Annotated in this window: 20 protein-coding genes; 13 read left to right on the top strand and 7 right to left on the bottom strand. The window is 54.2% G+C overall.

From position 1 onward, the window contains the following. Window positions 1-9 precede the first annotated feature (9 nt). Complete coding sequence (locus tag WC7_RS03520; RefSeq protein ID WP_016154848.1) at window positions 10-1,227, top strand: MFS transporter; 1,218 nt, start codon at window positions 10-12, stop codon at window positions 1,225-1,227. A gap of 3 nt (window positions 1,228-1,230) precedes the next feature. On the opposite strand, the gene WC7_RS03525 is transcribed toward WC7_RS03520, so the two are convergent. Together WC7_RS03525 and WC7_RS03530 are read right to left on the bottom strand one after the other, a co-directional pair. Further along, window positions 1,231-1,788, bottom strand: a complete 558-nt coding sequence (locus WC7_RS03525) for a DcrB family lipoprotein (RefSeq protein WP_016154847.1) — start codon at window positions 1,786-1,788, stop codon at window positions 1,231-1,233. A 72-nt stretch (window positions 1,789-1,860) separates the two neighbouring features. After that, complete coding sequence (locus WC7_RS03530) at window positions 1,861-2,526, bottom strand: 7-cyano-7-deazaguanine/7-aminomethyl-7-deazaguanine transporter (RefSeq protein WP_016154846.1); 666 nt, start codon at window positions 2,524-2,526, stop codon at window positions 1,861-1,863. Between the two features lie 168 nt (window positions 2,527-2,694). Between WC7_RS03530 and tusA the strand changes: the two genes are divergently transcribed. Then, complete coding sequence (gene tusA, locus WC7_RS03535) at window positions 2,695-2,940, top strand: sulfurtransferase TusA (protein ID WP_003827551.1); 246 nt, start codon at window positions 2,695-2,697, stop codon at window positions 2,938-2,940. 46 nt (window positions 2,941-2,986) lie between these two features. On the opposite strand, the gene zntA is transcribed toward tusA, so the two are convergent. Together zntA and WC7_RS03545 are read right to left on the bottom strand one after the other, a co-directional pair. Further along, window positions 2,987-5,185, bottom strand: coding sequence for a Zn(II)/Cd(II)/Pb(II) translocating P-type ATPase ZntA (gene zntA / locus WC7_RS03540; protein WP_016154845.1), 2,199 nt, complete (start codon window positions 5,183-5,185; stop codon window positions 2,987-2,989). 74 nt (window positions 5,186-5,259) lie between these two features. Continuing rightward, on the bottom strand, window positions 5,260-5,886 hold the full coding sequence (locus WC7_RS03545) for a lysoplasmalogenase (RefSeq protein ID WP_016154844.1): 627 nt from the start codon (window positions 5,884-5,886) through the stop codon (window positions 5,260-5,262). Window positions 5,887-6,027: 141 nt separating this feature from the next. Between WC7_RS03545 and WC7_RS03550 the strand changes: the two genes are divergently transcribed. Continuing rightward, window positions 6,028-6,402 (top strand): DUF2500 domain-containing protein, encoded by a 375-nt coding sequence (locus WC7_RS03550; protein ID WP_016154843.1) that lies wholly within the window; start codon window positions 6,028-6,030, stop codon window positions 6,400-6,402. An 84-nt stretch (window positions 6,403-6,486) separates the two neighbouring features. Here WC7_RS03550 and WC7_RS03555 read toward each other — a convergent pair whose 3' ends face one another. Continuing rightward, window positions 6,487-6,762, bottom strand: a complete 276-nt coding sequence (locus WC7_RS03555) for a DUF1145 family protein (RefSeq protein ID WP_016154842.1) — start codon at window positions 6,760-6,762, stop codon at window positions 6,487-6,489. After that, window positions 6,752-7,348, bottom strand: a complete 597-nt coding sequence (gene rsmD, locus WC7_RS03560) for a 16S rRNA (guanine(966)-N(2))-methyltransferase (protein WP_016154841.1) — start codon at window positions 7,346-7,348, stop codon at window positions 6,752-6,754. Before rsmD ends, WC7_RS03555 begins: the two co-directional genes overlap by 11 nt. A gap of 276 nt (window positions 7,349-7,624) precedes the next feature. On the opposite strand from rsmD, the gene ftsY reads away from it, so the two are divergent. The 5 genes from ftsY (at window position 7,625) to livJ (ending at window position 13,354) form a co-directional block, all read left to right on the top strand. Next, window positions 7,625-9,151, top strand: coding sequence for a signal recognition particle-docking protein FtsY (gene ftsY / locus WC7_RS03565; RefSeq protein WP_016154840.1), 1,527 nt, complete (start codon window positions 7,625-7,627; stop codon window positions 9,149-9,151). Window positions 9,152-9,153: 2 nt separating this feature from the next. Further along, complete coding sequence (gene ftsE, locus WC7_RS03570) at window positions 9,154-9,822, top strand: cell division ATP-binding protein FtsE (protein ID WP_003023420.1); 669 nt, start codon at window positions 9,154-9,156, stop codon at window positions 9,820-9,822. After that, a complete protein-coding gene (gene ftsX / locus WC7_RS03575; protein WP_016154839.1) occupies window positions 9,815-10,873 on the top strand; it encodes a permease-like cell division protein FtsX in 1,059 nt (352 codons plus the stop codon). The genes ftsE and ftsX overlap by 8 nt, the downstream gene beginning before the upstream one ends. Before the next feature lie 255 nt (window positions 10,874-11,128). After that, the gene (rpoH, locus tag WC7_RS03580) at window positions 11,129-11,983 is read left to right on the top strand and encodes an RNA polymerase sigma factor RpoH (RefSeq protein ID WP_003023425.1); all 855 of its coding nucleotides are present in this window, start codon (window positions 11,129-11,131) and stop codon (window positions 11,981-11,983) included. Between the two features lie 267 nt (window positions 11,984-12,250). Then, on the top strand, window positions 12,251-13,354 hold the full coding sequence (gene livJ, locus WC7_RS03585; RefSeq protein ID WP_155849811.1) for a branched chain amino acid ABC transporter substrate-binding protein LivJ: 1,104 nt from the start codon (window positions 12,251-12,253) through the stop codon (window positions 13,352-13,354). A 157-nt stretch (window positions 13,355-13,511) separates the two neighbouring features. Here livJ and panM read toward each other — a convergent pair whose 3' ends face one another. Next, complete coding sequence (panM, locus tag WC7_RS03590; protein ID WP_016154837.1) at window positions 13,512-13,895, bottom strand: aspartate 1-decarboxylase autocleavage activator PanM; 384 nt, start codon at window positions 13,893-13,895, stop codon at window positions 13,512-13,514. 424 nt (window positions 13,896-14,319) lie between these two features. Between panM and livK the strand changes: the two genes are divergently transcribed. The 5 genes from livK to livF all read left to right on the top strand — a co-directional run bounded on the left by livK (window position 14,320) and on the right by livF (window position 19,186). Continuing rightward, window positions 14,320-15,429 carry a high-affinity branched-chain amino acid ABC transporter substrate-binding protein LivK gene (gene livK, locus WC7_RS03595; protein WP_016154836.1) on the top strand — a complete coding sequence of 370 codons (1,110 nt, stop codon included), beginning with the start codon at window positions 14,320-14,322 and terminating at the stop codon, window positions 15,427-15,429. Between the two features lie 61 nt (window positions 15,430-15,490). Beyond that, window positions 15,491-16,417 (top strand): high-affinity branched-chain amino acid ABC transporter permease LivH, encoded by a 927-nt coding sequence (livH, locus tag WC7_RS03600; RefSeq protein WP_003023435.1) that lies wholly within the window; start codon window positions 15,491-15,493, stop codon window positions 16,415-16,417. Further along, window positions 16,414-17,691 carry a branched chain amino acid ABC transporter permease LivM gene (livM, locus tag WC7_RS03605; protein ID WP_016154835.1) on the top strand — a complete coding sequence of 426 codons (1,278 nt, stop codon included), beginning with the start codon at window positions 16,414-16,416 and terminating at the stop codon, window positions 17,689-17,691. Before livH ends, livM begins: the two co-directional genes overlap by 4 nt. Next, entirely contained in the window at window positions 17,688-18,455 is a 768-nt protein-coding gene (livG, locus tag WC7_RS03610; RefSeq protein ID WP_003023438.1) for a high-affinity branched-chain amino acid ABC transporter ATP-binding protein LivG, read from the top strand. The genes livM and livG overlap by 4 nt, the downstream gene beginning before the upstream one ends. A gap of 17 nt (window positions 18,456-18,472) precedes the next feature. After that, complete coding sequence (gene livF / locus WC7_RS03615) at window positions 18,473-19,186, top strand: high-affinity branched-chain amino acid ABC transporter ATP-binding protein LivF (protein WP_085951092.1); 714 nt, start codon at window positions 18,473-18,475, stop codon at window positions 19,184-19,186. Window positions 19,187-19,311 lie beyond the last annotated feature (125 nt).

Raw genomic sequence — 19,311 nt, 5'->3', positions numbered from 1 at the left:
TGATCCTCCATGCCCGAACCCGTCGCTGAACCGACGCTTAGCGGTTTACGCCTTAATCTGCGTATTGTCTCTGTGGTGATGTTTAACTTCGCCAGCTACCTGACCATTGGTCTGCCGCTCGCTGTATTGCCAGGCTATGTCCATGATGTGATGGGATTTAGTGCTTTTTGGGCAGGGCTGGTCATCAGCCTGCAATATTTCGCTACGCTGCTGAGCCGTCCACATGCCGGTCGCTATGCCGACCTGCTGGGGCCAAAGAAGATTGTGGTATTCGGACTGTGTGGCTGTTTTTTAAGTGGTCTGGGCTACTTCCTGGCGGGCTTCGCGAATGGCTGGCCGTTGGCCAGCCTGCTGCTGTTATGCCTGGGGCGCGTGATTCTAGGGATCGGGCAAAGCTTTGCCGGGACTGGCTCTACGCTGTGGGGGGTTGGGGTCGTTGGTTCAATGCACATCGGACGGGTGATTTCGTGGAACGGCATCGTGACCTATGGCGCGATGGCGATAGGCGCTCCGCTGGGCGTTCTGTTTTATGCCTGGGGTGGCTTACAGGGACTGGCGCTGACCGTGATGGGCGTGGCGCTGTTGGCAATACTGCTGGCGCTCCCTCGTCCGGCGGTGAAGGCCAGCAAAGGCAAACCATTGCCGTTTCGCGCGGTGCTTGGGCGTGTCTGGTTGTACGGCATGGCGCTGGCCCTGGCCTCAGCCGGATTTGGCGTGATCGCTACTTTCATTACCCTGTTTTATGATGCCAAAGGCTGGGACGGCGCCGCTTTCGCGCTGACGCTTTTTAGCTGCACGTTTGTGGGGACCCGCCTGTTATTCCCAAATGGTATCAACCGTTTAGGTGGACTAAATGTGGCGATGATCTGCTTTAGCGTCGAGATTGTTGGGCTGCTGCTGGTCGGGATGGCTTCCATGCCGTGGATGGCGAAAAGCGGCGTCCTGCTGGCCGGTGCAGGGTTCTCGCTGGTATTCCCGGCGCTGGGCGTGGTGGCGGTAAAAGCCGTCCCGCAGCAAAATCAGGGCGCTGCGCTGGCGACGTATACGGTGTTTATGGATTTATCACTGGGAGTTACGGGGCCGCTGGCCGGGCTGGTTATGACGTGGGCGGGCGTGCCGGTTATCTATCTGGCGGCGGCAGGGCTGGTGGCGGTGGCGTTATTGCTGACCTGGCGATTAAAAAAACGGCCTCAGGTGGTGTCACCGGAGGCCGAGTCATCGTCTTAACCGTTACTGGATAACCAGCGTGTTAATGATGTTTTCTGCGGTAGTCTGCGCTTTTTGCTGATCGTCAGCAGGCAGCGTGATTTGCAGAGTCAGCAGTTGGTTATCGACTTTACCCAACACCACGGAAGAGTAAGCGGTCTGGCCTTTGGCCGAGATGATGCTGTCTAACTGCTGCAGCGTGTGGCCTTTCAGCTCAATAGATTTATTGGTGACGACCTGCAACTGCGGGTCGCGGCTACGCTGCTGATCTTCCAGGCGTTTTGCCAGCACAGCCAGGTCTTCGTTGGTATTGTCGCCAACAATCACAATCACCGCTTTCTGGCCGGTTGCGTCAGAATAAACGTGCATATTGTTCGCCTGGGTGCCCAGTTTGCCGCTCTGATCGGTCATATCCGCTGGCAGGGAAAAACTGAGTTTACCGTCCAGCAAGCTGACCGGTTGTCCAGTGGCGCTACTTTCTGCGGCAGCACCCTCTGCTGGCGCTTTTGTATCGCTATTATCACAGGCCGCAAGCCCCATAACCAGCAGGCCAATACCGACATATTTAACCAGATTGCGCATTGACTTCTTCCTTTCGATAAACGGCCATAACGGCTCATTCGTCCATCTTATCACAACTCGGAAAATGAACCTTTAACTCGTCTGCAATGCAGCGATTTCGGATTTATCTGCCAGCCTTTTCAGTAACATATTCAGCAGCACGCCGTACATCGGCAGGAAGAAAATAATGCTGATCAGCACTTTGAAGCAGTAGTCGACCAGCGCGATTTCCATCCAGTGCTCGGCCATAAAGGCATCTGGGCTGCGCCAGAAAGCGATAAAGAAGAAGGCTAACGTATCGCTGATGTTGCCAAACAGCGTGGAAGCCGTTGGCGCCAGCCACCAGCGACGGTTCTGACGCAGGCGGTTAAAGACATGCACATCCAGAATTTGACCCAGCGCGTAAGCCATAAAGCTGGCGGCGGCGATACGGGCGACAAACAAATTAAAGTGCAGCAGTGCGCCGAATCCCTGCCACGATCCCATATAGAACAGTGATGAAACGACATAGGAGATCAGCAGCGCGGGGATCATTACCGCAAAGATGATACGTCGTGCCAACGGAGCGCCAAAAATACGCACGGTCAGATCGGTCGCGAGGAAAATAAACGGAAAGCTGAAAGCGCCCCATGTGGTATGGAAACCAAAAATGGAGATCGGTAGCTGCACCAGATAGTTGCTGGAGGTGATCACCAGCAGATGAAATAGCGATAGCCAAAACAACGCTTTTACGCGTTGAGATTGTGTAAACGGAGTCATATTGTGACCTTTTTGTTGGATGGGGTGAGGGAACCCAATAAAAAACCGTCGCATGATACTGCTTTAAGAGCACATTGCAATGGTTGTTTTTCACGCAATCGTTAACCTGATTGGCTTACGCCACAACAGAGCGTAAAATAACGCCGTTTTTGAATGAACGAGACTACGATGAGCGATCTGTTTACCTCTCCCGACCATACTCTTGATGCCCAGGGGCTGCGCTGCCCGGAACCCGTAATGATGGTGCGTAAAACCGTGCGCGGCATGCAGGCGGGTGAAACGCTGCTGATTGTCGCCGACGATCCGGCGACAACCCGTGACATTCCCGGCTTCTGTACCTTTATGGAGCATGAGCTGGTGGCAAAAGAGACCGACTCTCTGCCGTACCGCTATCTGGTGCGCAAAGGCCAGTAATCTTAGCCGGATGGCGCTAATGCAACAGCCGTCCGGCACAGACTCATTATCCTTTACGTAGTAACCGCAGCGCGTTAGCGGTCACCAGTACCGTCGCCCCCGTATCTGCCAGCACCGCCAGCCACAGTCCGGTTATCCCGAGCAGCGTGGTGACGAGAAAAATCCCCTTCAGGCCTAGCGCAATCGCAATGTTCTGGCGAATATTGGCGTGGGTGGCGCGGGCTAACTGAATCATTTGCACCAGACCACGCAGGCGGTTGTGGGTCAGGGCGGCATCGGCGGTTTCCAGCGCGACATCGGTCCCGCTTCCCATCGCAATGCCAATGGTGGCTGCTTTCATTGCCGGAGCATCGTTGATGCCGTCGCCGACCATCGCCAGCGGCGACTGTTGGTTAAGATGGGTAACGGCCCGTACTTTATCTTCCGGTAATAGACCCGCTTTGAATTCGAGACCCAATTCACTGGCAATAGCTGCTGCCGCTCGCGGGTTATCACCCGTCAGGATCACCCCTTTCACACCAATCTGATTAAGCTCGCTGATGGCGCTACGGGCGTCGTCGCGCAGCGTGTCCTGTAAGGCCAGCACGCCAAGAACGGCATCGTTACGCAGCACCAGCACCACCGTTTGACCCGCGCTTTCCAGCTCGCTTATCTGCCCGGCAAAAGCATCGGCAGGCTGCTTACCGGCGGCGCAAATCAGCACGCGTTCGCCGTTGACCAGTGCTTCAATGCCAGAGCCAACCAGCGCCCGCTGATCTTTTGCGACAGGGATAGTCAGTTCGCGCGTTTGGGCTTCCCGAACAATCGCCAGCGCCAGCGGGTGCGTCGCGCCTTGCTCTACTGCTGCCGCCAGCGCCAGCAGTTCTGCCTCGCCAATACCGCTTGCCGGGTGAATCGCCGTGACGCGCGGTTTACCGATGGTCAGGGTGCCGGTTTTATCAAACGCGACCTGCGTTACCCTACCCAACTGCTCCAGCGCGGCCCCGCCTTTGATTAACGCGCCACGACGCGCCGCGGCGGCAAGGCCAGAGGTAATGGCGGCGGGTGTGGAAATCACCAGCGCACATGGGCAGCCAATCAGCAGCAGCGTCAGCCCTTTATAAATCCACTCCTGCCAGGATGCGGCAAACAGCAGCGGTGGTACAAGGGTGACCAACAACGCAACCGCCATAATGGCTGGGGTGTAAATCCGGCTGAAACGGTCAATAAAGCGCTCAATGGGGGCGCGGCGTTCTTCCGCTTCTTCAATCAATTTCAGAATACGGTCAATGGCGCTGGCACCCGGTTCGGAGAGTACTTCCAGCGTTACCAGACGGTCCACGCTGGTGGCGCCCGCCGGGACTTTCTCGCCGGTGGCGCGCTCAACCGGTATCGATTCGCCGGTCAGGGCGCTTTCATCAAAGCTGGCAAATCCGGAGACCAGCTTGCCATCGGCAGGTAAACGCCCACCCGCGGCAACCTCGATAACATCGCCTGGCTGGAGAGTATTGATAGCAACCTCTTCGCGCTCGCCGTTACGCAGGCGCGTGGCGGTTTCGGGCTTGAGCGCCATCAGTGCGCTGACCCCTTTACGGGCGCGGCTGGCGGCCCATCCTTCCAGGCGTTCGCCAATTAAAAACAGCAGCAGCACCATGGCGGCTTCGGCCGTCGCGCCGATAAACAGTGCGCCAATGGCGGCCACGCTCATCAACGTTTCAATGGCAAAGTAGCTGCCGGTTTTCATCAGACGCAGGGCCTGACGGGCAATGGGATACAGACCTACCAGCGTGGTGGCGATAAATGCTATCTGGCCAAAGGGGTGATTGAACTGCTCCAGCCCCCAGCTAATCGCCATCATGATAATCAGCGAAATCAGCGGCAGGTTCTCTTTAAACCGCGACTCGGGGGCGGCGTCTGGCGCTTGCTCATCGCGCAGGGTATAGCCTGCCTTTTGCACTGCGCTTTCAACTTGCAGGCGGATATCGGAACCCGCGTCGACTACCAGTTTTTCGGTGGCGAACAGAACCTGGACCTGGTTGACGCCGTTGACCTGGCGGACCGCATTCTCCACTTTTCGGGCGCAGGCTGCACAGTCCATGCCTGCCACTTTCCAGGAGTAGCGGGTACCCATTACGGTACCGGATACGGGTGGTGGGGTGGAGCAACTTCCTTCGCAGCAGCAGTCGTCAGCCTTTTGTGGCGCAGGCGCTAGCTTGAAAGAAGAAAATTGTGGGGCTTTTTTGCCACTGGAATCGGGTGTCGACATGGCATCCTCCGGTTGATAATCATTTCATATTAACCGGAGGATACACTCTGGAGTCGACTCCAGAGTCAAGCGTTTTAAAGATACAACGAACGAACAATCAGGAAATGTCCGGCGAAGTAGCAGGCGGCAGCAATTGCGTTATCGGCGCGGAAGCGGCGACGGTAATGGCTACCCAGCCAGACAATGTTGCCGATGAACAGGAGTGATGCGCCCATAAAAGCCGACAGCGCCGGAGCGGTCGGGCGGAAGAACCACAGCTCACCAGCCATCCAGACCATCATCAGCGTGATACCAATAAAGGTACAGATAGCGATGCGTAGTTCTTCCAGTCGCGTCCAGATCACGGCAATCAGCAACGCCCCCAGCACCACCAGCACCAACGGCAAAGGCCAGAAGAACGACAGCGTCATTTGGCTGGCGAAGTAAATGGTATACAGCAGATGCGACAGGAAGAATGCCCCCACGGCATACAAAAGGCGTTGGCGCGGTAACAGCGTCAGCGCATCGCCCAGCAGCGAGGCAAGCAGGCCAGCCAGCACCAGATAGCTGACAGCATTAAACATTGGCGCCTGCCAGGCCAGCAGCGCCAGCAGGAGTAAGGTTAGGGGTTTAAAGACCCAGCGTTGCCAGGCGGGCCCACGATAGGAAGCATCCACGAACAACCATGCGGAAAGGCAGACAGCGATAAACGACCAAAGCATCTTAGTTCCTTGAATTCGTTATTTTTTCGTAAGCGGGGTGCTCACGGCTCTACTGTTCAGTGTAGAGGTCGACACTGCCAGATGACAACACCATAACAGGCAATGTATGCTTATTTCCGCATTTTCTGATGGGTTAATAATATGAGCAAACCACCACTTTTCTTCATTGTTATCATTGTATTAATCGTTGTTGCTGCGTCGTTTCGCTTCGTTCAGCAGCGGCGTGAAAAAGCCGATAATGATACTGCGCCGTTAGTGCAAAAGCAGGTGGTGGTGAGTAACAAACGGGAAAAACCGCTTAACGATCGGCGATCCCGCCAGCAGGAAGTGAGCCCGGCGGGGACCAGCATGCGCTATGAAGTCAGTTTTAAGCCACAAAGTGGCGGCTTCGAGCAGACGTTTCGTCTGGATGCCCAGCAGTACCATGCGTTAACGGTCGGGGATAAGGGAACGCTGAGTTATAAAGGTTCGCGTTTTGTTGATTTTACAGTGAACGCTAAGGTTTCATCTGACTGATGCCGGATGGCGGCTTACGCTTTGTCCGGCCTGGAGATTTTGTCGCCCCGGCCTACTAAGCGCCGCCGGGCGAAAAGATCACAGTTACTTTTTCAACTGATCTTTAATCTTCTTCTGCCAAACCAGTAACTCAAAGACGCCGAACAGAAAAATACGGATTTTCTCTCCGCGGGTCATCTGCGGGCCATCTTTAGGCATGGTGCTTTTTAACAGCGCCAGTTGCATGCCATGCATCAGCACCATAAAAATCAGTGCGACGTTAACGAAGATGTTAAGCGGGCGTGGAAAGGGTTGGAAAATATTGAGTAGTAAAAATGCCCAGACGCACAACATCAGCAGGCGTCCCAGGTTAATCAGCATCGTGTTCTCCTCGTGCTTCACGTTGGTAAAGGCGATAGGCGACCTGTCCGGCGACTTTTTCGCGGTACAGCGACCAGTTCACCGGAACCGGCGGCAAACCGTTTTCTACTTCGCTTTCAACGTAAATATACGCTTCATTTGCCAGCCAGCCATGAGTTTCCAGAAGAGTTAATGTTTCTTCCAGTAATCCTTTGCGAAACGGCGGGTCAACAAACACCACGTTATGCGGCGTACCCGTCTGGGCCAAAAATGTCAGGGTATTGGTGTTGACGACCCGGGCATGGGGGGCTTTCAGCGTGGCGAGATTGTTTTGTAGCTGCTGTGATACCGCGCGATCCATTTCCAGAAGCGTCGCATTTGCCGCATAGCGAGAGAGGGCTTCCAGCCCCAGCGCGCCGCTGCCGGCGAAGCAGTCCAGGCAGTGAGCATCGACCATTACCGGGGCCAGCCAGTTAAATAAGGTTTCGCGTACGCGGTCGGTGGTTGGGCGCAGACCGGGACTATTCGGAACCGGGAGTTTACGGCCACGCCATTGACCGCCAATAATGCGGATCTGGCCGCTACCAGAGTGATTCGGTTTTTTCATTTCAATTATTGCTCAATCCGCTGCTGACGTGTCATTCCAGGCGGTGATGTGAGTTAAGTTAACCCGTCGCCTTTCAAGTTACCTCTTCGTTGGCTGCACTTACTCACCCGAATCACTTACTAAAAGTAAGCTCATCGGGATTCGTGCGCTTGCCGCCTTGACGTAACTCGAAATTCATTGGGTATAAGTGATAGACTATTTCATCATTTTTTTAGCTGCTATGTACATAGCGTTGACGCTGTGCCATGAAGCAACAGCGGGGGAGTGTAGTCGCAAATGGCGAAAGAGAAAAAACGTGGCTTTTTTTCCTGGCTGGGCTTTGGTCAAAAAGAGCAGGCACCGGAAAACGAGACAGAATTAAAAAACGAAGAACAACAACCGGTTGCTGAAGAAACTACCGTCGTTGACGAACAGCCGCGCGCCGAGGAAACCCGTAGCGAGGCGGAAACGGAAGCTTTTGCAGCTGAAGTTGTTGAAGTGACTGAACAGGTTGCGGAAATAGAAAAACTGCAGCCGGAAGCTGAACCTGTTGCCGAACAATCGCAGCCGGAGATTGAGCTGGTTGCTGAACCCGCTGCTGAACCTGTTGTGGAAACGCCAGCGGCGACGGTTATCGAACGCGAAGAATTGCCACTGCCGGAAGAGGTGAAAACCGAAGAGGTTTCTGCCGAAGAGTGGCAGGCCGAAGCGGAAACCGTGGAAATCGTTGAGGCGGTTGAAGAGGAAGCCGAAAACGAACCGCACCTGACTGATGAAGAGCTGGAAGCGCAGGCGCTGGCTGCTGAGGCTGCCGAAGAAGCCGTGATGGTGGTGCCGGTAGAAGAACCTGCCGTAGAAGCACTGACAGAAGAAGAGGGAGTCCAGGAGCAGGAAAAACCAACGAAAGAAGGTTTCTTTGCGCGTCTGAAACGCAGCCTCCTGAAAACAAAAGAAAACCTTGGTTCCGGATTTATCAGTCTGTTCCGTGGTAAAAAGATCGACGATGATCTGTTTGAAGAGCTGGAAGAACAACTGCTGATCGCCGACGTGGGCGTAGAAACGACCCGCAAGATTATTGCGAATCTGACGGAAGGTGCCAGCCGTAAGCAGCTCAAAGACGCGGAAGCGCTGTACGGCCTGCTGAAAGAAGAGATGGGCGAGATTCTGGCGAAGGTGGAAGAACCGCTGAATGTTGATGGCAAGACGCCGTTTGTTATCTTAATGGTTGGCGTCAACGGCGTGGGTAAAACCACCACTATCGGAAAGCTGGCGCGTCAGTTTGAGCAGCAGGGTAAATCGGTGATGCTGGCGGCGGGCGATACCTTCCGTGCGGCGGCGGTAGAGCAGCTGCAGGTCTGGGGTCAGCGTAACAACATCCCGGTGATTGCTCAGCATACCGGCGCGGATTCCGCGTCCGTCATCTTTGATGCTATCCAGGCGGCGAAGGCGCGTAATGTAGATGTGCTGATCGCTGATACCGCAGGGCGTTTGCAGAACAAATCGCACCTGATGGAAGAATTGAAAAAAATCGTTCGCGTCATGAAGAAGCTCGACGAGGATGCGCCGCATGAAGTTATGCTGACTATCGACGCCAGTACCGGGCAGAATGCGATAAGCCAGGCCAAACTGTTCAATGAAGCGGTGGGCTTAACCGGTATCACCCTGACTAAGCTGGACGGTACAGCGAAGGGCGGGGTCATCTTCTCGGTTGCCGATCAGTTTGGCATCCCTATCCGCTATATTGGTGTGGGCGAACGTATCGAGGATTTACGTCCGTTTAAGGCGGACGATTTTATAGAGGCACTTTTTGCCCGAGAGGATTAACAATGATTCGCTTTGAACATGTCAGTAAGGCCTATCTCGGTGGGAGACAAGCGCTGCAGGGAGTTACCTTCCATATGCAGCCTGGCGAGATGGCATTTCTGACCGGCCACTCCGGTGCGGGGAAAAGTACCCTGCTGAAGCTGATTTGTGGAATTGAACGGCCCAGCGCCGGGAAAATCTACTTCAGCGGGCATGACATCAGCCGTTTGAAAAACCGTGAAGTGCCGTTTCTGCGTCGTCAGATTGGCATGATTTTTCAGGATCACCACCTGTTGATGGACAGAACCGTGTTTGACAACGTGGCAATCCCGCTGATCATCGCGGGCGCCAGCGGGGACGATATTCGTCGTCGCGTGTCAGCGGCGCTGGATAAGGTCGGACTGTTGGACAAAGCGAAAAACTTCCCTATTCAGCTCTCCGGCGGTGAACAACAGCGCGTGGGCATCGCCCGTGCGGTAGTGAACAAACCTGCGGTATTGCTGGCGGATGAACCTACAGGGAACCTGGATGACGCGTTGTCGGAAGGGATCCTTCGCCTGTTTGAAGAGTTTAACCGCGTCGGGGTCACGGTATTAATGGCCACGCACGATATTGGCCTGATCTCCCGTCGCTCCTATCGCCAAATGGTTCTGAGCGATGGACATCTGCATGGAGGCCTGGCCCATGAATAGACGTGACGCTATTAATCAAATCAAACAGTTCGGTGGCCGACTGGATCGCTTCCGTAAATCGGGCGGCGCGCCGGGAGATGGCGGTCGTAACGCGCCAAAGCGGGCGAAAGCCGCGCCAAAGCCGAACTCGCGTAAAACCAATGTCTTTAACGAGCAGGTACGCTACGCGTTCCAGGGCGCGTTACAGGACCTGAAAAGCAAGCCGCTGGCGACGTTCCTGACGGTGATGGTTATTGCCATCTCCCTGACGCTGCCAAGCGTATGCTACATGGTTTATAAGAACGTCGACCATGCGGCAAGCCAGTATTATCCTTCTCCGCAGATCACCGTTTACCTGCAAAAAACGCTGGATGATGATGCAGCAGCGCGGGTGGTTGGTCAGTTGCAGGCCGAGCAGGGCGTGGAGAAAGTGAATTACCTTTCCCGCGATGACGCGCTGGGCGAATTCCGTAACTGGTCCGGCTTTGGCGGCGCGCTGGATATGCTGGAAGAGAACCCGCTACCGGCCGTGGCGGTAGTTATCCCGAAACTGGACTTCCAGGGCACGGAGTCGCTGAACACGCTGCGCGACCGTATCGCACAAATCAACGGTATTGATGAAGTGCGCATGGATGACAGCTGGTTTGCCCGTCTGGCGGCTCTGACGGGCCTTGTCGGACGCGTCTCCGCGATGATTGGCGTGCTGATGGTAGCGGCGGTCTTCCTCGTCATCGGTAACAGTGTGCGCCTGAGTATTTTTGCGCGTCGCGATACCATTAACGTGCAGAAACTGATTGGCGCGACGGATGGGTTTATCCTGCGTCCGTTCCTCTACGGCGGTGCGCTGCTCGGTTTTTCCGGCGCATTTCTTTCACTGATTTTGTCAGAAATTTTGGTGATGCGCCTGTCGTCAGCGGTTACTGAGGTGGCGCAGGTTTTTGGAACTAAGTTTGATATCAACGGCTTATCATTCGATGAATGCCTGTTATTGCTGCTGGTGTGCTCGATGATTGGCTGGGTGGCAGCCTGGCTTGCCACGGTTCAACATTTACGCCACTTTACCCCCGATTAAAAAATCTCTGGTATAATCTTTCCCTGCACTGAGTAGTTCGCTCTGCAGGGAAAGAGTCCCTGTTATCTCTTCCCGGCGTATTCATTGTGATGTCACATTTTGTGCGTAATCTATACACATTACGACATGGAACTTGTGGATAAAATCACTGTCTGATAAAAGATTGAATGATATTCTCGTTGCTCATAAGCTCTGGCATGGTTGTTGCTATTAGTTTTAGCCAACGCGTCAGATGAAAAGATTGAGAGGATTTGAATGACCAAAGAAATGCAAAATTTAGCTTTAGCCCCTGTTGGTAACCTGGAATCTTACATCCGGGCTGCGAACGCGTGGCCGATGTTGTCGGCTGACGAGGAGCGGGCACTGGCTGAAAAGCTGCATTACCAGGGCGATCTGGAAGCAGCTAAAACGCTGATCCTGTCTCACCTGCGCTTTGTTGTTCATGTTGCTCGTAATTATGCGGGCTATGGCCTGCCGCAGGCGGATCTGATTCAGGAAGGCAATATCGGCCTGATGAAAGCCGTGCGCCGTTTCAACCCGGAAGTGGGTGTGCGCCTGGTTTCTTTCGCCGTGCACTGGATCAAAGCAGAGATCCACGAATACGTTCTGCGTAACTGGCGTATCGTAAAAGTCGCGACCACCAAAGCGCAGCGTAAGCTGTTCTTTAACCTGCGTAAAACCAAGCAGCGTCTGGGCTGGTTCAATCAGGACGAAGTTGAAATGGTTGCTCGTGAGCTGGGTGTTTCCAGCAAAGACGTGCGCGAAATGGAATCCCGTATGGCGGCGCAGGACATGACGTTTGACATGTCTTCAGACGACGAGTCTGACAGCCAGCCGATGGCACCGGTTCTGTATCTGCAGGATAAATCATCTAACTTTGCCGACGGCATTGAAGAAGATAACTGGGAAGATCAGGCCGCGAACAAACTGACCCACGCAATGGAGGGTCTGGACGAGCGTAGCCAGGACATCATTCGCGCCCGTTGGCTGGACGAAGACAACAAGTCGACGTTGCAGGAACTGGCCGATCGCTACGGCGTCTCTGCTGAACGTGTTCGTCAGCTTGAAAAGAACGCCATGAAAAAACTGCGTGCGGCGATCGAAGCGTAATCTTCCGCCGACCTGGAAATGCTGATAAACCCTGGATGAAAATCCGGGGTTTTTTGTTTTTATCTCTCCCTCTCCTCTGACGTTTATGCTATTTGTCATCAGGTTGTTATCTGCATGTCAAATTTAGCTATTCCAAAATAATAAAAATCGGGTATGTTTTAGCAGAGTATGCTGCTAAAGCACGGGTGGCTATCCAATAATCGAAATAAAGTGCTGAACAACAACATCACAACACACGTAATAACCACAATAATGGGGATTGTCAGGATGAATATGAAGGGTAAAGCGTTATTGGCAGGATGTATCGCCCTGTCTTTGAGCAATATGGCGTTTGCTAAGGATATTAAAGTTGCCGTCGTCGGGGCGATGTCTGGCCCGGTAGCACAATATGGCGATCAGGAATTTACCGGCGCAGAGCAGGCAATTGCGGATATCAACGCCAAGGGCGGCGTGAAAGGTGACAAACTGGTCATGGTGAAATATGACGATGCCTGTGACCCGAAACAAGCGGTAGCGGTTGCGAACAAAGTGGTCAACGACGGGATTAAATACGTAATCGGTCACCTGTGCTCTTCTTCCACTCAGCCTGCGTCAGACATCTATGAAGACGAAGGCATTCTGATGATCACTCCAGCGGCAACGGCACCGGAGCTGACCGCGCGCGGCTATAGCCTGGTAATGCGTACCACGGGTCTGGATTCCGATCAGGGCCCAACGGCCGCCAAATATATCGTTGAAAAAGTGAAGCCGCAGCGCATCGCGATTATTCATGATAAGCAGCAGTACGGTGAAGGTCTGGCCCGCGCGGTGCAGGATGGTCTGAAAAAGGGTAACGTCAACGTGGTGTTCTTTGACGGGATCACCGCCGGGGAAAAAGATTTCTCTACGCTGGTAGCGCGTTTGAAGAAAGAGAATATCGATTTCGTTTACTACGGCGGTTACCACCCGGAAATGGGGCAAATCCTGCGCCAGGCACGCGCCGCGGGTCTGAAAACCCAGTTTATGGGGCCAGAAGGTGTAGCGAACGTGTCGCTGTCTAACATCGCCGGTGAATCTGCAGAAGGCTTACTGGTAACGAAACCGAAGAACTACGACCAGGTTCCAGCGAACAAACCCATCGTAGATGCTATCAAAGCTAAGAAACAGGATCCGAGCGGCGCATTCGTATGGACCACCTACGCCGCGCTGCAATCTTTGCAGGCCGGTCTGAACCAGTCTGACGATCCGGCTGAAATTGCCAAGTATCTGAAAGCAAACTCAGTGGAAACCGTGATGGGGCCGCTGTCATGGGATGCGAAGGGCGACCTGAAAGGCTTCGAATTCGGCGTGTTTGACTGGCATGCAAACGGGACGGCGACAGACGCCAAGTGATTTTCCCGGCGCCTTTCGTGCCGCAGGTGTGTTGGCTGCGTTATTCAACCCCGGTCACTTACTTATGTAAGCTCCGGGGATTTTATAACTTGCCGCCTGCCTGCAACACAAAATTCTTGGGAAAATACTCGTAATACAATTGGTTGGGGGCGGTTTTCTACCGTTTCTCCCAGCCATTCTCCTGGGCCGTAAATCCTAACACCTGCATAAATGCGGCCATCACGCTGCGGTCTTCAACGCCGACGTCGGCCATCCACCACGAACTCACGTCAGGGTTTTCCCGGATCACTTCTTCGATCAAATACTGCCCGACGCCGCGACGGCGGGTGATATCGCGCACGCGCAATGAATCCAGTGCGCCTTGTGTGCCGCTCAGGGTTACCCGCACGGCGCCTAACAGACGCTCGTTAAAGCGTGCGGCGTAGATCCGGTGCGTTTCATCTACGCTTAATGATGAGGCGGAATATTCCGGCCAGATTTTGCCCAGATCAATCAGGTCCTGGTCGCTAAAGTTATCTAAACGAACGATGGTCAGCTTCATTAACAGCATGTCCAAATCACAAAAGATGGAATCAGTGTACCGAAATAATTCGCCCGGATGCTTTCTCTTTTTAATGCGATTAACCAGGTTAATAGTTTTGTAACAACGACAATGACAGATTGAAACAGTAGAGATTGAAAAACAGGCAGGATAATACCCTGGAATGCAGCATTTTATTCCGCTCTTTGTGCCGTTATTTTATGCTGACAAATGCACTTTTTTTTGTTTATCTATAGTGAAAAGCAGAATATTATCTTTTCTTAATCGACTGAAAAATAGAGATTTTAGCCGTAATTTGCTTAAAAAACTGCGCTAAACCATTAACGAGACTGGTAAAAATAGTACAGTTCAAAAAAAGCACAGTCTGCTTTTTAACCACATAAATACAAAATATATACATCATCACGAATGGGGATTCAGGAAAATGAAACGGAATGCGAAAACAATCATCGCAGGGGTGATAGCACTGGCAATGTCACACGCGGTCATGGCGGAGGATATCAAGGTCGCTGTTGTCGGGGCGATGTCAGGTCCGGTCGCGCAGTGGGGTGATATGGAATTTAATGGCGCACGTCAGGCCATTAAAGATATCAATGCCAAAGGCGGGGTCAAAGGCGACAAACTGGTTGCCGTCGAATATGACGACGCCTGCGATCCGAAACAGGCCGTTGCGGTAGCGAACAAAATCGTCAATGACGGCATTCAGTACGTTATTGGTCATCTGTGCTCATCTTCCACGCAGCCCGCATCAGATATCTATGAAGATGAAGGCATTCTGATGATTTCCCCGGGCGCGACCAACCCGGAACTGACCCAGCGCGGTTACGCACACATTATGCGTACAGCGGGCCTGGACTCCTCTCAGGGGCCGACCGCCGCGAAATACATTCTGGAGAAGGTGAAGCCGCAACGCATCGCCATCATTCACGATAAACAGCAATACGGTGAAGGCCTGGCGCGTTCAGTGCAGGAGAGCCTGAAAGCGGGCAAAGCCAATATCGTCTTCTTTGACGGGATCACTGCCGGGGAAAAAGATTTTTCTGCGCTGATCGCCCGCCTGAAAAAAGAAAATATCGATTTTGTTTATTACGGCGGCTACTACCCGGAAATGGGACAAATGCTGCGCCAGGCACGCTCCGTCGGGCTGAATACCCAGTTTATGGGGCCTGAGGGCGTGGGCAATGCGTCGCTGTCTAACATTGCCGGTGATGCCGCTGAAGGCATGCTGGTGACCATGCCAAAACGCTATGACCAGGATCCGGCGAATAAAGCTATCGTCGATGCGCTCAAAGCTGACAAGAAAGATCCAACCGGGCCGTACGTGTGGATCACTTATGCAGCCGTCCAGTCACTGGCGACAGCAATGGATCGCAGCGGTAGCAAAGAGCCGTTGGAGCTGGTGAAAGATCTGAAAGCACACGGGGCTGACACCGTGATTGGGCCGCTGAAATGGGACGAAAAAGGCGATTTGAAGGGATTTGAGTTTGGTGTCTTCCAGTGGCACGCGGACGGATCATCGACCGTCGCGAAGTAATAGCTGAAGACGAGTTATCCCACCGCCCGTGCAAAACGGGCGGGTTAAGAAAGGTTACCTTATGTCCGAGCAGTTCCTCTATTTCTTGCAGCAGATGTTTAACGGCGTCACGCTGGGAAGCACCTACGCGCTGATCGCTATCGGTTACACGATGGTGTACGGCATTATCGGCATGATCAACTTCGCCCACGGCGAGGTGTATATGATCGGCAGCTATGTCTCCTTTATGATCATCGCTGCGCTAATGATGATGGGTATTGATTCCAGCTGGCTACTGGTCGCGGCGGGCTTTGTCGGCGCGATTGTGATTGCCAGCGCCTACGGCTGGAGCATTGAACGCGTAGCGTATCGGCCCGTGCGCAGCTCTAAGCGCCTGATCGCGCTGATTTCCGCTATCGGGATGTCCATCTTCCTGCAAAACTACGTCAGCCTGACGGAAGGTTCGCGCGATGTGGCGCTGCCCAGCCTGTTTAACGGCCAGTGGACCGTCGGCAGTAGCGAAAACTTCTCTGCTTCCATCACCACCATGCAGTTGGTTATCTGGATTGTAACCTTCCTGGCGATGCTGGCGCTGACGCTGTTTATCCGTTACTCCCGTATGGGCCGTGCCTGCCGTGCCTGCGCGGAAGACCTGAAAATGGCCAGCCTGCTCGGCATAAATACCGATCGCGTGATTGCGCTGACCTTTGTGATTGGCGCGGCAATGGCGGCGGTAGCGGGCGTACTGCTCGGCCAGTTCTACGGCGTAATTAACCCCTATATCGGCTTTATGGCCGGGATGAAAGCCTTTACCGCGGCGGTACTGGGCGGCATCGGCAGCATTCCTGGGGCGATGATCGGCGGCCTGATTCTGGGTGTCGCGGAAGCGCTCTCCTCTGCTTATCTGAGTACCGAATACAAAGACGTGGTTTCATTCGCGCTGCTGATTCTGGTGCTACTGGTGATGCCGACCGGTATTCTGGGTCGCCCGGAGGTAGAGAAAGTATGAAACCGATGCATTTTGCAATGGCGCTGCTCTCTGCCGCTATGTTCTTCATCCTGGCGGGCGTCTTTATGGGCGTCCAGTTGGAGCTTGACGGCACCAAACTGGTGGTGGATACCGCCGCGGATATCCGCTGGCAGTGGGTGTTTATCGGCACTGGCGTGGTCTTTCTCTTCCAACTGTTGCGTCCAGCTTTCCAGAAGGGCCTGAAGAGCGTGTCCGGACCGAAGTTTATTCTGCCGGCGATTGATGGGTCCACCGTTAAACAGAAGCTGTTCCTGGTCGCGCTACTGGTGATTGCCGTGGCGTGGCCGTTTATGGTGTCGCGCGGTACGGTTGATATTGCCACGCTGACGATGATTTATATCATCCTCGGCCTCGGCTTAAACGTGGTGGTGGGACTTTCCGGTCTGCTGGTGCTGGGTTACGGCGGCTTCTATGCCATCGGAGCTTACACCTTCGCGCTGCTGAACCACTATTACGGACTCGGCTTCTGGACCTGTCTGCCGCTGGCGGGGCTGGTTTCCGCTGCTGCGGGCTTTATGCTCGGCTTCCCGGTACTGCGCCTGCGTGGTGACTATCTGGCGATTGTGACTTTAGGCTTCGGCGAAATCGTCCGTATCCTGCTGCTCAACAACACCGAAGTGACCGGTGGCCCGAACGGTATCAGTCAGATCCCGAAACCGACCTTTTTCGGTCTGGAGTTCAGCCGTACTGCCCGTGAAGGTGGCTGGGATACCTTCAGCAACTTCTTTAACGTGAAGTACGATCCCTCTGACCGCGTGATTTTCCTCTATCTGGTGGCGCTGCTGCTGGTGGTCTTCTCGCTGTTTGTCATCAACCGTCTGCTGCGTATGCCGTTGGGTCGCGCGTGGGAAGCGCTGCGCGAAGATGAAATAGCTTGTCGCTCGTTGGGCTTAAACCCTACGCGCATCAAGCTGACCGCCTTTACCATCAGCGCCGCGTTTGCCGGTTTTGCCGGTACGTTGTTTGCCGCGCGTCAGGGTTTTGTCAGCCCGGAATCCTTCACCTTTGCCGAGTCGGCCTTTGTGCTGGCGATTGTGGTACTGGGCGGAATGGGCTCACAGTTTGCAGTGATCCTCGCGGCCATCCTGTTGGTGGTGTCACGCGAGCTGATGCGTGATTTCAATGAATACAGCATGTTAATGCTGGGTGGTTTAATGGTACTGATGATGATCTGGCGTCCGCAGGGCTTGTTGCCGATGACCCGTCCGCAGTTGAAGCTGAAAAACGGGGAAGCAAAAGGAGAGCAGGCATGAGTCAGCCATTATTATCCGTCAACGGCCTGATGATGCGCTTCGGCGGTCTGCTGGCGGTAAACAACGTTGAACTGGAGCTGAGACCACAGGAGATCGTCTCGTTAATCGGGCCTAACGGCGCGGGAAAAACCACGGTCTTTAACTGCCTGACCGGTTTTTATAAGCCGACGGGTGGGACGATTAAGCTGCGCGACCAGCATCTGGAAGGGCTGCCGGGTCAGCAAATTGCGCGGATGGGTGTGGTGCGTACTTTCCAGCACGTGCGTCTGTTTCGCGAGATGACGGTGATTGAAAACCTGCTGGTGGCGCAACATCAGCAGCTGAAAACCGGCGTCTTCTCCGGCCTGTTGAAAACCCCGTCGTTCCGTCGCGCGCAGAGTGAAGCGTTGGATCGCGCCGCCACCTGGCTGGAGCGTATTGGTTTGCTGGAGCACGCCAACCGTCAGGCCAGTAACCTGGCCTACGGCGACCAGCGCCGTCTGGAGATTGCACGTTGCATGGTGACCCAGCCGGAAATCCTGATGCTCGACGAACCCGCCGCAGGCCTCAACCCGAAAGAGACCAAAGAGCTGGACGAGCTGATTGCTGAACTGCGTAACCATCACAACACCACCATTTTGTTGATTGAGCACGACATGAAGCTGGTGATGGGTATTTCCGACCGTATTTACGTGGTGAATCAGGGCACGCCGCTGGCGAACGGGACGCCGGAACAGATTCGTAACAACCCGGATGTGATCCGCGCCTATTTAGGTGAAGCATAATGGTGGTGACGCATAATATGGAAAAAGTCATGTTGTCCTTTGACAAAGTCAGCGCCCACTACGGCAAGATACAGGCGCTGCACGACGTCAGCTTGTATATCAATCAAGGTGAAATCGTGACGCTTATCGGCGCCAACGGCGCGGGAAAAACCACGCTGCTTGGTACGCTGTGCGGCGATCCGCGTGCGACAAGTGGGCGAATTGTCTTTGATGGTAAAGACATTACCGACTGGCAGACGGCGAAAATCATGCGCGAAGCGGTAGCGATTGTTCCGGAAGGGCGTCGCGTGTTTTCCCGCATGACGGTGGAAGAGAACCTGGCGATGGGCGGTTTCTTTGCCGAAAAGGACCAGTTTCAGGAACGCATCAAGTGGGTGTATGACCTGTTTCCCCGCCTGCATGAACGTCGAATTCAGCGTGCGGGCACGATGTCCGGCGGTGAACAGCAGATGCTGGCGATAGGCCGTGCGCTGATGAGTCAGCCGCGGCTGCTGCTGCTTGATGAACCGTCGCTGGGTCTGGCGCCGATTATCATCCAGCAGATCTTCAACACCATCGAACAACTGCGCGAGCAGGGGATGACAATCTTCCTCGTCGAACAGAACGCTAACCAGGCGCTGAAGCTCGCCGATCGCGGCTACGTGCTGGAAAACGGTCATGTGGTGCTGGAAGACACCGGTGATGCGTTACTGGCTAACGAAGCAGTGCGCAGCGCGTATCTGGGCGGTTAACATTTTCTGAATGGACAAGGGGGCCTGATATGTACTGAACCCCGGATCCTGGACAAACAGTTCAGACTCCGGAGGTTCAAAATGAAACATCCTTTTTCTCTCAGACTGGCGGCTGTTCAGCACGT

Source organism: Citrobacter sp. KTE151 (genome assembly GCF_000398845.1).
In the GTDB taxonomy this organism is placed as follows: Bacteria; Pseudomonadota; Gammaproteobacteria; order Enterobacterales; family Enterobacteriaceae; genus Citrobacter; species Citrobacter braakii.
The sequence above is the reverse complement of the archived record's forward strand: the minus strand, read 5'-3'. Positions and strand labels throughout refer to the sequence as shown.